Origin of the sequence: Pseudomonas graminis, assembly GCF_900111735.1 — a bacterium.
Lineage (GTDB): Bacteria > Pseudomonadota > Gammaproteobacteria > Pseudomonadales > Pseudomonadaceae > Aquipseudomonas > Aquipseudomonas graminis.
Genome location: NZ_FOHW01000001.1, coordinates 170057 through 183235, shown reverse-complemented (window position 1 = coordinate 183235; position 13179 = coordinate 170057). Strand labels below are relative to the sequence as shown.

The following is a 13179-nucleotide window of genomic DNA, read 5'->3' as shown; positions in this document are numbered from 1 at the left end:
CGCAGGATTCAAGCTCAGGGACGAGCTTGAATATCCGCCTTCAGCCGCTGTAGATAAACATCGAATACCGCCATCACATCGACTTCATCGGGTGCCCGCAGCCACTGGATCTGCAAGCCATCCATCACCGAAAAGATCTCCTGAGCCAACGCACTCGTCTGAATGTCCTCACGAATCTCCTTCGCCTCAATCAGCGCTTTCAGGTGGCCCTGGGCGTGATGATGGGTGATGTGAAAGCGCTCCTTGTACCAATTGAACGCCGGATGCAGATTCGAAAGACTCTCCGTGTTCAGCACCATCGCCGCCTGGCACTCCCCAGCACTTTCTACACTGAAGCTCATGCTCTGCTTCAAGAAACGCACGAACCCCTCCAGCGTCATCTCCATGGTCAGTTCACTGAACCGCGACACCACCCGCTGATCCCGGCGCTCCAGCAGCGCATTGAGCAGCGCTTCCTTGTTCGGAAAGTGATGCAGCAGGCCAACCGTGGTGATGCCGGCGAGCTGCGCGACGTCCTTCATCGACGCACTGGAGTAACCATTGCGGGCGAAGATCACTGTTGCCGCATCAAGCAAGGCGGCACGACGCATTTCCCCTTTCGGTGCACGCCGCCGTTTCGGCGATCCCGCGTCGGGCGAGTCATTCCCTGATTCGTCGTCTGTCATAAACCCTTGTCTCGTTGATTCGAATGAAGCCTGACCGAGCACGGCCACGGCCTGCTCAAGCAAGCGCCTGCGCATCGCTGCGGCGCTGAAAAAACCGCCGGGCCGTGAGGGAAGCGATTGTAATCGAAGTCACGGCAATCAATGCGTTACCCGTCAGCATGGCCGGGAACGCACCGGCCGCACCGAACAGGTGAATCCCGCCCAGCACGAACGGCACGGTCCCCAGCGTTGCCCGCAACCAGGCGAACAGCGCCACCAGCCAGGGTCGGCCCAGGGTGACGAACATCGCGATGGCGACGAAATCCAGCCCGATCAGTGCCCACAGCCCGCCGCCGACGTGACAAAACGCCAAAAAGATCGCTCGCCCGGTGCCTTCAAGCTCGTAAGTGTCGGCCAGCGACGTGGCCACCAGCAGCAGCACGGCCCACACCAGCAGCCCATAAACGATCACCAGTTTGCGGCTGAACACGATGGCTGAGGCGACGCGGGCGTGGCGATGGGCGCCGATGTTCTGCCCCAGCACCGGCGCGAGGGCGCTGGGCAGGGAAAAGAACACGCAGTAGGCAAACTGCATCACGCGGTCCATCACCGCCATGGCCGCCAGCGCCGACGTGCCATAGGCGCCGATCGACGAGACCAGATAGGTCAGGCCCACCGGCGTCGCCAGGTTGCCGACCATGGCGGGCAAGCCGACCTGCATGACCTTGCGCGTGTGCAGGCGCAGCAGTCGCCAACGGATGGAAAACGGCATCGCCAGCCGCACCCGCAGCCAGTAAATGCCCAGACCCAGGGACACCAGCGCCGACAGCGCATATGAAATCCCTGCACCCTCAAGGCCGAGGCCAAAAGCGAAGATGAACAGCGGATCGGCCAGCGCCAGGGTCGCCGCACCTGAAAGTACAACCCACAGGGCGCGGCGGCTGTCGCCGGCGGTTCTCAGGATCTGCGCCGCCATCTGCATGGCCGATTGCAGCACGCTGAACGGCAGGGTCAGCCAGATGAAAATTCGCGCGGCTTCGTAGGTGCTGGCGTCCGCGCCGAGCCAATGGGTGAGCGGTACTAGCAGCGCCAGTTGCAACGCCGCCGCCGCACCCGATGCGACCATCACCATTAACATCAGGTGCGTGACCAGACGGGATGACGCCTTCGAGGCGCGGTGGCCGATCCGCTCGGACAGCACCGTTGCGGCGGCAATGATCAGCCCGCTGGAGACGGCGCTGTTGAGGAAGATCAGCACCTTCGCCACCCCGGTCGCGGCGAGCAGTAACGGATCATGGAGCATCGAGACGTAGATCAGCGTGAAGATGTCCACAAGAAACACCGCGAGCAGGCTCAACGCGCTGGTGCTCGACATCACCAATACGTGCCGGGCCACCGAGCCTTCGGTGAAAACAGCGCGCGGGTGATTCATGAACACTCCAGATATAAACAGTGGCCGGGTGCGGCAGCAGGTGTGATGGAAAAAGCGCTGCCGGGACAGCGCGCGCACTTTATACGTTTGTGCCCAGCACCGCCGTATTTCTCGCCGCCAACAGCGCGTGAAAGTCCGAGGTGGTGAGCGGAAGACTCAAGAAATAGCCCTGCCCCTCATCGCACTGCACTGACTTGAGCAATTGCAGATGCTCGGCGGTTTCAATGCCCTCAGCCGTGACCGTGAGTGACAGCGCCCGGCCCAGACCGACGATGGCCTGGACGATGGAGCGGTCGCCTTCGCTTTCGGTGAGGCGGGTCAGGAAGCTGCGGTCGATCTTCAGCCCGTCGAAGGGGAAGGTGCGCAAGTAGCTCAACGACGAATAGCCGGTGCCGAAGTCGTCCATGGCGATGCGCACCCCCAACTGCTTCAGGGTCTGCATGACATCGAGTGCCCCCACGGCGTCTTCAATCATCACGCCTTCGGTGATTTCCAGTTCGACCCGCGACGGCTCGATCCCCGTGGCCGTGAGGGCGAACTGAATGCGCGCCGGCAGGTTGCCGCGCTTGAATTCAGCAGGCGACAGGTTGATGGAAATGAACAGGTGTTTCGGCCAGCGCACGGCTTCACTGCACGCCTGGGCCATAACCCAGTCGCTGAGGGGAATGATCAGCCCGCTTTCTTCGGCGATGGGAATGAAGGTGTCCGGCGGAATCAGCCCACGCTGGGGATGCTGCCAACGCACCAGCGCTTCGGCCCCGACCATTGCGCCGTCGGAAATACGAAAACGCGGCTGGAAATGCAAGCGCAGTTCATCGTGTTTGATGGCGTAGCGCAGGTCACTCTCCAGCCGACGGCGTTCGATGATTTTGGCGTTCATGTCCCCTGCGTAAAACCGCCAGGTGCCGCGACCACTGGCCTTGGCTTCGTACAGCGCGATGTCGGCGTACCGCAGCAGCTCGGCGGCCTCGCGCGCATCGGTAGGCGCCATGGCGATACCGATACTGGCGCTGACGAATATTTCCTGGTCGTCGATCAGCACCGGGCGTTCGATGGACTCGATCAGCCGCCGACACAACGCCTCGACTTCGTCCTGGGTCTGGGTGTCGCTGAGGATCAGCACGAATTCGTCGCCGCCCACCCGCGCAACGAGGTCACCATGGCGCACGCAATCGGACAGCCGACTGGACACGTCATTGAGCACACGGTCGCCGGCAGCGTGGCCGAGCAGGTCATTCACCGGCTTGAAGCGGTCCAGGTCGATGCTCAGCATCACCAGTGGCTGGTCGAGGGTTGGCAGCGCTTTGAGTTTGCCATCCAGAAACTCCTGCAACCGGACCCGATTGGGCAGCCCGGTCAGGGCATCGTGCTGGGAGAGAAACTCGATGCGCCGACGCGCTTCCACTTCTTCGGTCACATCCGTGGCCGTGCCGCGGAATCCGCCGACCACCATCGACCGCGCTGACAGCCGACTGATGCGCTCGCGACCGCAGGTCTCCAGGTAGCGGCACTGAATAGTGATGTCGGGGCGACGGTTGGGGATCGCCAGCCACTGCGACACTTGGCCGAGCTCGGTCTGCAGCAGGTCGTCCATCAAGGCGCCGATCCACTGCGCGCGGTCCAGGCCGGTCACGATCTCGAAGCGGTCGGAAAGGTACGTGAACCGCCCTGCGCTGTCGATTTCCCAGACCCAGTCCGAGCTGGCTTCCACCACATCGCGAAAGCGCGCCTCACTGGTGGCCAATGCGCTTTCGCTTTTCTGCAGGGACGCGTAGCTGTCATCGAGGGAGCGTGCGGCGGCGGTGGCGCGACGCAGGATGGCCCAGGTCATCAGGCACACCAGCAGGGCGGCGAGCCCGATCAGCGGCAGACCCAGCGCGATCAAACGCTGTCCGGGTCTGGGTGGCGACCAATGCAAGGCCCCGGCGGCACCGCCCTCACCCAGCGGAAAGATCGACACCTGTTCGCGCTCGTCCGGCGTGGCGACGTGCAGCCCGTCCACACCATACTCCTTGCCCAGGACCGCCAGTTTGGCATCATCGAGCACATCGACGAAGATCAATACTGAGGGCGTCCGGCCATCAGGAACGACGCTTGGATCGGTGCCGGGGGTGATGGCAGCCGCAGCGACCAACGCAGGTGTGCCGTTCAGGTCGATGAAGGCAGTGAACGGGGTTTCTGTCTCGGCGCCCTCCCGTGCCCTGGCCAGTAGCGCGTCCTTGGCAGGACCCAGCCATGGCTCGGCATCGACCTTTTCCAGTTGTCCTTCAACAACCGCATACACCGTACGACCAGCGTCATTGATGACAAACACGCCTTGAAACCCGAAATCGCTGTACAGCGTAGGCCCTATATTCTGGCGGACAAATGCCCAGTCGGGATCAACACTCAAGTGCAGGTAGCGGTAGGCATCGCCCCAGAACGCATAGTCCCTGACCGTGACGGTCAGCGATTTTTGAAGGGAGTGGATCGCCTTCTCGGTGTAGAAAGCGCTTTCGATCTCCTCGTTGTGATCGAGGTCATGGGCGAGGAACGCCAACAAGTAAGCGGCCAGCAGAAACACGCCTGCCAGCAGGAACACGAACTTGAACAACGAACCCCGCGCCAGCTCCACGGTCGAGGGGCTCGCGGGGAGGATGGCTGGCGTCGCGGGTGGTGTAGTGGTTTGTTTTGGCATGGCTTTCTGCAGAACTGAAGACGGGTGGGTCGCTTACGTCTGTATCGGCGGCGCCGCGGCAATAATGAGCTGCACCTGAGCGCGCAGGCGGTCGTTGTCCTCGCTCAACACAGTCACACGCTGATTGGCCTGCGCCAATTGTTCGCTGGCCAGTGCCAGCGCTGTCGCCAGAGTTTTACTTTCCGCTTTTATAGCCGTCAGTTGCTCTTGAAGCTGCTCACGGGCGCCGTCGGCTTTGGCGGTGGTCATCTGCGCGTCGCGAAGTTCTGTAGCCAGGCGCTGCGTCTGGTCTTGCTGATCGGCCAATGACCGGGCCTGCTGACGCATCTCGCCGAGCAGGCGCTCGTTATCGCGGTTCAGGCGCGTGGATTCATCCTGCTTGACGACCAGCGTCTCCTGAAGTTTTCGCTGCTCGACCTGGATCTGCTGAAGCTGGGCGTCGTGGCGACGCTGATCCTGCTCGCGCTGCTCCTTGATGGCCTCGCGGTAATGCTCCAGCGCGGCGCGGGCGTGCACATGCTTTTCTTCGAGGGACTGGATTTGCACGTCCTTGTCCTGCACGCGCCGCTCAAGGTCCTGACACTGCTGGCTCAGACCGGCGTTGCGCGTAAGTTCCGACTGCCAGGACGAGTGCGTGGTGTGCAGCTGGGCGCCCTGCTCGGTCAACGCGGCGTGCTGCGATTCGCACTGCTGGCGGGCTGACTTCAGCTCCGACTCAAGGGTTTCCAGTCGAGCTTCCCAGGCCTCCCGCTTGCGCTCGAAGTCCGCCTGTGCCTGGGCAACGACCTCCGCGCCCTCCTCCGTCAAGCGATCAAGCAGACTTTCAACCAACGCTTTGAGCTCGTCGCCCATGCGCTCCCGGGAAGACGCCTGCGCCGGCGCCTGGGCGTCCAGCTCTTTTAGGTAGCGGGCAATGGTGGTCTTCGAACCCGTGTTACCCAGCTCCACTCGCACCGCATCGATGCTGGGGTAAGCGCCCTTGCTCAACAGCGCCTGCCGTGCCCTCTCTACCACCGCCTTGTTGATGCCTCCGCGTGCCATGTCGCCCCCTACGATTTCATACTGTGTTACGTAACACGTTATTACGGGGCACGTTATCATCTAAAACCTTGTATGGAAATGTTTCTTCCAGCAACCGATAATAGTGCTTTATCGCTTTTCAGACGCTCATTTCACGACTTGCGTCAGTAAAGCGCCCGTGTCACGCCCATCGAGGGATGTATGGAAAAGGCAGATCGATACCTGTCAGCAGGCACCCGCGCCAATACGCGCCGGAGCTATCGGGCCGCGATCGAGCATTTCGAAGTGGTCTGGGGCGGCTACCTGCCCACGACGGGCGATGGCATCGTGCGCTACCTCGCCGAGTACGCCGACAAACACGCCATCAGTACGCTGAAGCAGCGCTTGGCGGCGCTCGCCCAGTGGCACGTCACCCAAGGGTTTCCGGACCCGACCAAAACGCCCACCGTGCGGCAACTGCTCAAGGGCATTCGCGTTGTCCATCCGGCACAGGCCAAACAGGCGGCGCCGCTGCTGTTGCGTCATCTTGAGCAAGCGGTGGCGTGGCTGGAGAACGAGGCCGATGGCGCCTGGCAGCGGGGCGACCACAAGACTTTGATGCGGCACCGACGCTCTATCGCGCTGGTGCTGATCGGCTTCTGGCGAGGGTTTCGTGGCGACGAGCTGGCCAGGCTGGACATTGGCAACACCCAGGCGCAGGCGGGCGAAGGCATCAGCTTCTATCTGCCTTACACCAAAGGCGACCGCCAGCATGAGGGCACGACGTTTCGCACCCCGGCACTGAAGACGCTGTGCCCGGTCAACGCCTACATCAACTGGATCACCGTGGCCGGCCTGACCCAAGGGCCGGTATTTCGGCGGATTGACCGCTGGGGCAATCTGTCCCTGGAAGCCATCAATTCCCACAGCCTGGTGCCGATGTTGCGGCGTATCTTTAAAGACGCCGGGTTGCCTGATGACCTCTACAGCAGTCACTCAATGCGCAGGGGATTTGCAACTTGGGCGTCCGGCAACGGCTGGGACATTAAAAGCCTGATGAATTACGTCGGCTGGAAAGACATTAAATCGGCCCTGCGTTATGTAGACCCGACCACCTCGTTTGGCGGGCTGGCATTGAAGCCCGCGTTGAACCCGGCCATGCAGCCTGCAGCGCTCGAGAAAACCTGACCGCCGTGCAAGTTTTAAAGCGGCAGCGGCGGATGAACTGTCTGCCTTGCAGTCAAGGCAGAAAAGTTTGCTGTAAGTACTGGCATCCATGCACCCACTCGCACTACAGTGTCCACGGTTACACCAGTAATCACCGTGCGCTCCAATGTTCGCCAGTGCTAACGCCGCACGTCAGTATCAACAAACCGAAACATGGAGTTCCAATGTCTAAACTTGCTGAATACCGCCAACTCGAACGTCACCTTGCCGACCAGCTCGCTGCCCTCGAGGCCATGAAAGGCGATAAAGGCCTGGAACAGGAAATCGAATTCGAAGGCAAATTGCGTACGCTGCTCGGCGAATACAATAAGAGCCTTAAAGATATTATTTCGATTCTGGATCACCCTACCGGATCCAAACAGGGCAAGAACACCAGCGCCCCCGAGAAGACCACTCGCAAAGCCCGCGCTGTCAAAGTCTACAAAAACCCGCACACCGGTGAAGTCGTAGAAACCAAAGGCGGCAATCACAAAACCTTGAAAGAATGGAAAGCCGAACACGGTTCCGACACCGTCGAATCCTGGGTTTCCTGATCGGCCTGTCAACGGGGACGTCTTATTGATCAGCGCCCCGTTGCCGATCTCCCGATGCACGCGCCCGCGGCGCTGCATCGGTGATTTGACCGCTGCCTGTATCGCGCTCGCGATCGTTGCTCCCTCTCTGGTTTGCAACTGCCCGCCCCATACTTCAATCGTTTAAAAGCACTACCGCCACACTTCAGCCCGGTATTTCTCAGGGCTTCGCTTCTACTTGTCTGTCGGAGTCATCCCGTGAAGAACATAGTTGCCGGCGTGCTGAATGTTTCGTACCGCGACATAGGCCCGGACGGGGGCCCGGTGGTCGTATTGCTGCACGGATTTCCCTATGACATCCACGCCTACGACGAGGTGTCGGCGCGCCTGGTCCAGGCCGGCTGGCGCTGCATCGTGCCTTACCTGAGGGGATACGGCCCTACCCGTTTTCTCGATTCAGCCACGCCTCGCTCCGGCGAACAGGCAGCACTGGGCGCCGACCTGCTGGCACTGCTGGATGCATTGCATATCCCGCAAGCCACTCTCGCGGGTTACGACTGGGGCGGACGCGCCGCCTGTGTGGTGGCTGCGCTGTGGCCGGAACGCGTGGCGGGGCTGGTCAGTTGCGACCCCGGCTACAACATTCAGGACATCGCTGCTGCAGAGTTCGCTGATACAGCGCAGGCATTCGAGAACCCGGACTTCGTCGACGTGGTGGTGCACTCTTACCGCCATCGCTTCGGGCTGGTGGCGGGCGCCCCCCGCTACGCCTTTATCCAGCAGAAACTCGCGCAGCAGCCAATGATCAGTGTGCCCACGGTGATTCTGGCCGGAGCAGACGACGGCGTGGCTTCAACACGCGACAGCAGCGCGGCGATACGTGGATTTGCAGGGGCAGTGCGTCGACAGGTAATCGAGGGAGTGGGCCATAATGTACCCCAGGAAGCACCGGCAGAATTTGTCGATGCGATAACAAGCCTGCTGAAGAACCAGTAAGTACAGGTAAGCCGGCCGCTGATTATTCAGGAATGCTCGGCATCGCTCAGTTCAACGGCCGACTTGGCCGCTTCAACTTCATCTTCGAAATACAACACGGCGCCCTCTTCGTTCTTGACACGGAACACGGCGGTGACACCCGACTGCCGATGTTCGAGGGGGATATCTTCACCTTCCAGTCTGACGACGGCCACGGCCATTTGATTCTCCTTGGGATAACACTGACAGCACTGGTCCCGCTCACGCGGCCACTCACTAGAGTTGCTAATCAGCTTCGAAATTCAAGCACACCGATATGTTCCGGGGCATTAAGCGTACAAACGGGGCTCGGTGCGGATACGTGGAGAGCTGAACATCTGCGAACTTTGTGCACTCACGGGAAGCGGGCGGTATTCAAGATCGATGAGGCGAACCCCATTGATGTTGGGCTGCCCACAAGGCATTGCACCGAAGGCGGAGGCCAGGACAATCTGCCTGGGATCAAACAATACGATGGTCTCCGCGCTGACGGCGTCCATATAAAGCGAATAGGGACAAGGGGCGTCGGGACACATTTGATGACGAAGTTCGTTCAGTGCACGCAGGCGGCTATACACCACGGTGCCTTCACCCAAAGATTTGCTGTACCAGGTATTCATCGCACTGCCCGACTCGTAAGCGTTATCAGTATCGACCCGGGGCTGAATCGATTCGTTCAACGACAATGACGGTCGAACTGGAAAACCTTACAGCCGGGCTTGAAACAGAGCGTGAATTTTGCCGATGACCTGGTCGATATCGAAGGGCTTATCAATCACCTCATCAAAAAGGTCCGGCCGCTCGGCCCCCATGTAGGCCTGGGCGCCACTCATGAGCATGATCGGCGTCGACATGTGCTTCTCGCGGGACTTGATTGTCTCTGCGAGTTCCAGACCGGTCATGCCGGGCATCATGAAATCAGTGATGATCAGGTCGGGGCGCTCGCGATCGAGAATCTCCAGCGCCTTGCGCCCGCTGCCAGCCACCACTGTCTGAAAACCCTCATCCTCCAGCGCGAAACTGAGAATATCGGCAATCAGGTATTCGTCATCGATGATCAGAATCGTCGGCATCAGATGGCCACTTCCCACGATGTCGCGAGGGCCGTGCACCTGATCCAGCAACTCACTCGTTCTGGCCGCCCCCACGTTGCGAATCGCATATATCAGACCTTTTGCATGGTGATTCCAGCGTTGCTCATCACGACTTCAAGTGGCGAGGGATCGTACGCATTGTCTCTGATCTTAAGAATCGAAACCTGACGTTGAAGTTCAGTCCGATGCTGAACGAACTGGACGAGCAGCAGGTTATCAACCACACCGGAGACATCCGGGGCCGGGACGCTCGGTTGATCGTCGAACAACCGATGCGCTTCCCAGGATGCCATCACCGTCACTCCACGGGCGCGAAGCTCGCCGAGCAAGGTGTCGAGGACGTCCGGTACCCGACTCTGATCGGCAGTCGCGCGGCTCAGGGCGTTGAGACTGTCAATGAACACACGTTTGATCTGCAGCCGCTCTACCCGGTCGAGCAAGTCGTAACAGACACGATCAATCAGACCTGCCGAGGCCGGTGTCCAGACGGTGTGCAGCGCGCCCGCCGCTTCGAGCGCTGCGAAATCCTTGCCGAGGGAACGCGCTTTGGCCCTCGCCCGTTGCGGCGACTCATGAAAGCCGAAGTACAGCCCGGGCTCTTGCGCAGAGCAGCCGCTTAAAAACTGGATGCCAAGCGAAGTCTTGCCGGCGCCTGAAGGGCCCATGATCAGGGTCACCGATGAACGGACCAGACCACCACCGATGTGGGCGTCCAGCCCGTCGATGCCGCTGCTCAGGATTGTGTAGGGGTGTTCGGGCATGGCACCGGTTCGGGTCAGCATGCATTCCAGGCGCGGATAAATGGCAATGCCCTGGTCGTTGATCTCGAATTCGTGGGCGCCGGGTATGGCGCCGCTGCCCCGGGTCTTGCGCATCTTGATCCGGCGCACCGCGCGCGAACCGACCATGTCTTCGCCCATTTCGATCACGCCATCGACCATGGTGTGCTCAGGACTGCCATCGTCGAGTTGCGAGCTGGTGAGGAATAGCACCGTGCAACCGGCGAATGCGGCATGACCCTGCAGTTCGGCAATGAACTGTTTGGTGTCCAGCGGCGTTTCCGCCCTGGAGCGCGCGTTGAGCAGGCCGTCCAGAATCAGCATGCTGGAGCGTTGTCGGGTGATCTCGCGGCGCAGCAACTTGACCACTTCGTGCAGACCGTCGTTCTCAAGGGTGTCGAAGGCACTGACGAACTGGATGCTCTGGCCCACGGCACCGCGATCAAAAAAGCTCAGGGTCGACAGGAAATGAAACAACCGGTCGTGGGGTTCGGCGAGCAGCGTTGCGAACAGCACGCGGCCGTTCTGCCGGACATGATTGAACCCTAGCTGGTTGGCGAGGATCGTCTTGCCCGACCCTGGCCGTCCTTGAATGATGTATGAGGCGCCCGCAACAAGGCCTCCTTTTAGCAGCGCGTCGAAGCCCTTGATCCCGCTTTCAAGGCGTTTTAGCTGATTCAAATCCGCTCCCTCTCCTGATAGGCATCAGGCCTGAAAATACGCATTGCGCACGCGCGAAGGCCAATACAGTGGCGGGTAATCACAGTTCCGTCCAGCGCCTCGCAACGTTTCGGATTACGGGTGATGTGGCCGCTTTGGCGGGATCCAATTCCGCGCCCTCGGCAGAGACAAAAAAGCCCGCTTTCGCGGGCAAAATCGATGGGCTAGTAGCGGGATGAAACGGGCTAGCCAGCGGATATTTTCAGGCAATCGTCCACAGAAGCTCCACGCCCTAGTGGAGTCTCTCAACTCCTTTTACCGATTTGGGCAGCAGTCCGGCTTTGAATTGCTGAACAAACAAGGCCGTTCTGAAACCGCGACCGAGCGTCGCTGCTTCTGCTTCGAAACGCGTTACACAAGAAGAGAAGTCCAGCTGAGCGTTGTCGTTGAACAACTCGCTGTCTTCATCGAGCGTCGAATCTTCCAATAACGTGTTCATTAGAAACCTCCCTGCTTTACGGGGCAGTGATCAGTTCGTCGGCAGGGCCGGCCAAATGCCGGCCCTGCCCTTATCGGTTTACTCGGCTTTGCCCTGAGCCATGCCCGACCCGAGGTCGGCACCGGTCATGGGGTCGGCTGTCAGATCAGACTTCAACCGCTCTTTCATCATGGTCAACGTGACCGACTCGTCCTCGCTCAACGTGACCGAAGCGGTTCCGTCGCCCCCGTCTACTGCCGGCTTTGGATTCTCGACGTATTCGAAGTCGTCGTCGTTATTCCATGGCCCACGCACATTAGGCTCGCCGTTTGACATGCTGAAGTACGTCCGGGAGAACTCTGGCATGCCTGGCAACTTGCCTTGGGGGAAGTTCGGCTGAATCGAGTGGAGCGCTTTTTCGAAGGAAATCTGGTGCGCGATTTCACGGGTCATCAGGAAGCCCAACGCGTCCTTGATGCCTGGATCGGTGGTCACGTTCATCAGGCGCTCATAGACGATCTTGGCCCGCGCTTCGGCAGCGATGTTGGAACGGAAGTCCGCCGTCGGCTCACCAATGGTGTCGATGTAAGCCGCCGTCCATGGAACGCCGGCCGAGTTGACCAGCGGAGCACCACCGCCGTAGAGCAGACTGGTGATGTGTGAATCATTGCCGGCGCCGTTGATGTCACGGTACAGCTCGCCTTCGGCTTGCACGCCTTCGGCCAGTTTGCCTTTGGCGCCTTTGTTGAGCATCACGATGATCGAGCCGATGATTTCCAGGTGGCTCAGCTCCTCGGTGGCGATGTCCAGCAACAGATCCTTGCGACCTGGATCTTCTTCCGCCAGTGCTTGGGTGAAGTAGCGAGTGGCTGCGGCCAGCTCACCCTGAGCGCCGCCAAACTGCTCCAGGAGCAGATTGGCCAGACCCGGATTAGGCTCGGCAACGCGAACCGTGTATTGAAGACGTTTATTGTGCAGGAACATAGTGTTACTCCCTTCTCAGGCTAATGTGATATCAGGATTTATTAACGACAAGTTCAGCTTTTCTATTGCGCCGATCGGTCAACTCAGCAGAACGCACAGATATAAGGAGAGATCGCTGGAGATGGAATTCAGGGAAGCGAACTTGGAACCGACCAATGGTTTACCGCTGGAAGTTTAGTTAGATAGGTGAGCGTACCGACGGGCGGTCTGTTGTTTCACAAACAGTCGAACGGATTAAATTCCTCGACCGTAGGGTATCTAAACGAAGCGTTTTCGGGACCAGAATCGACGGCATTGCGCCGTCGATTGGCACCGAGATGTTTCGCAGATCGTCAGCGGGCCGGCGCAAGTGTGATCAGCTTGTGACGGCGCCCATCGGCCCGCTGGCAATAAGGGCTGCACCACAGGCGGTCTTCATGCCGTTCAACGCAACCGGCACTCCGTCCACAGCGTATGTGCTGCTGCCTTCGACGATGGGGAAAACACCTTTGCATAAAGGGCAGCTGACGTTGTGCCCCACCCCCGCGATGGGCTTGCCGTTGAGGTCGGTCTGCGGAAAAGCCTGAAGCACGACGCCGCCGTGGGTGGTGAGGTCGCCTAGGCGTATGATGTCTTTCATAGTGGTGAAAACTCTCGATCAGTTTGATTGATTAATTATCTATTTACGGTGCGGGGTTAT

At 59.9% G+C, this 13179-nt stretch carries 14 protein-coding genes; 3 read left to right on the top strand and 11 right to left on the bottom strand.

Translation table 11 applies throughout. From position 1 onward, the window contains the following. Window positions 1-14 precede the first annotated feature (14 nt). From BMY98_RS00750 to BMY98_RS00735, 4 genes are all read right to left on the bottom strand, one after another. On the bottom strand, window positions 15-665 hold the full coding sequence (locus tag BMY98_RS00750; protein WP_074883349.1) for a TetR/AcrR family transcriptional regulator: 651 nt from the start codon (window positions 663-665) through the stop codon (window positions 15-17). 55 nt (window positions 666-720) lie between these two features. After that, the gene (locus BMY98_RS00745) at window positions 721-2076 is read right to left on the bottom strand and encodes an MATE family efflux transporter (protein WP_074883346.1); all 1356 of its coding nucleotides are present in this window, start codon (window positions 2074-2076) and stop codon (window positions 721-723) included. Window positions 2077-2155: 79 nt separating this feature from the next. Next, window positions 2156-4753, bottom strand: coding sequence for a bifunctional diguanylate cyclase/phosphodiesterase (locus BMY98_RS00740; protein ID WP_074883343.1), 2598 nt, complete (start codon window positions 4751-4753; stop codon window positions 2156-2158). Between the two features lie 33 nt (window positions 4754-4786). Continuing rightward, window positions 4787-5794: a DNA-binding protein gene (locus tag BMY98_RS00735; RefSeq protein ID WP_074883340.1), complete on the bottom strand. Its 1008-nt coding sequence runs from the start codon at window positions 5792-5794 to the stop codon at window positions 4787-4789. A gap of 180 nt (window positions 5795-5974) precedes the next feature. On the opposite strand from BMY98_RS00735, the gene BMY98_RS00730 reads away from it, so the two are divergent. From BMY98_RS00730 to BMY98_RS00720, 3 genes are all read left to right on the top strand, one after another. Continuing rightward, on the top strand, window positions 5975-6940 hold the full coding sequence (locus tag BMY98_RS00730) for a tyrosine-type recombinase/integrase (RefSeq protein WP_074883337.1): 966 nt from the start codon (window positions 5975-5977) through the stop codon (window positions 6938-6940). A 203-nt stretch (window positions 6941-7143) separates the two neighbouring features. Beyond that, window positions 7144-7512 (top strand): histone-like nucleoid-structuring protein, MvaT/MvaU family, encoded by a 369-nt coding sequence (locus BMY98_RS00725; RefSeq protein WP_074883334.1) that lies wholly within the window; start codon window positions 7144-7146, stop codon window positions 7510-7512. A 237-nt stretch (window positions 7513-7749) separates the two neighbouring features. Then, window positions 7750-8487, top strand: a complete 738-nt coding sequence (locus BMY98_RS00720) for an alpha/beta fold hydrolase (RefSeq protein ID WP_074883332.1) — start codon at window positions 7750-7752, stop codon at window positions 8485-8487. Between the two features lie 26 nt (window positions 8488-8513). Here BMY98_RS00720 and BMY98_RS27215 read toward each other — a convergent pair whose 3' ends face one another. From BMY98_RS27215 to BMY98_RS00690, 7 genes are all read right to left on the bottom strand, one after another. Continuing rightward, window positions 8514-8687 carry a hypothetical protein gene (locus BMY98_RS27215; protein ID WP_158273348.1) on the bottom strand — a complete coding sequence of 58 codons (174 nt, stop codon included), beginning with the start codon at window positions 8685-8687 and terminating at the stop codon, window positions 8514-8516. A 108-nt stretch (window positions 8688-8795) separates the two neighbouring features. Next, complete coding sequence (locus BMY98_RS00715) at window positions 8796-9125, bottom strand: hypothetical protein (RefSeq protein WP_139214416.1); 330 nt, start codon at window positions 9123-9125, stop codon at window positions 8796-8798. 87 nt (window positions 9126-9212) lie between these two features. Continuing rightward, a complete protein-coding gene (locus tag BMY98_RS00710; protein WP_074883829.1) occupies window positions 9213-9578 on the bottom strand; it encodes a response regulator transcription factor in 366 nt (121 codons plus the stop codon). A gap of 92 nt (window positions 9579-9670) precedes the next feature. Further along, window positions 9671-11059 carry an ATPase domain-containing protein gene (locus BMY98_RS00705; RefSeq protein WP_074883327.1) on the bottom strand — a complete coding sequence of 463 codons (1389 nt, stop codon included), beginning with the start codon at window positions 11057-11059 and terminating at the stop codon, window positions 9671-9673. Between the two features lie 271 nt (window positions 11060-11330). Then, window positions 11331-11537, bottom strand: coding sequence for a hypothetical protein (locus tag BMY98_RS00700; protein WP_074883324.1), 207 nt, complete (start codon window positions 11535-11537; stop codon window positions 11331-11333). A gap of 78 nt (window positions 11538-11615) precedes the next feature. Next, window positions 11616-12500 (bottom strand): manganese catalase family protein, encoded by an 885-nt coding sequence (locus BMY98_RS00695; protein ID WP_074883321.1) that lies wholly within the window; start codon window positions 12498-12500, stop codon window positions 11616-11618. 355 nt (window positions 12501-12855) lie between these two features. Further along, window positions 12856-13119 (bottom strand): PAAR domain-containing protein, encoded by a 264-nt coding sequence (locus BMY98_RS00690; RefSeq protein WP_074883319.1) that lies wholly within the window; start codon window positions 13117-13119, stop codon window positions 12856-12858. Window positions 13120-13179 lie beyond the last annotated feature (60 nt).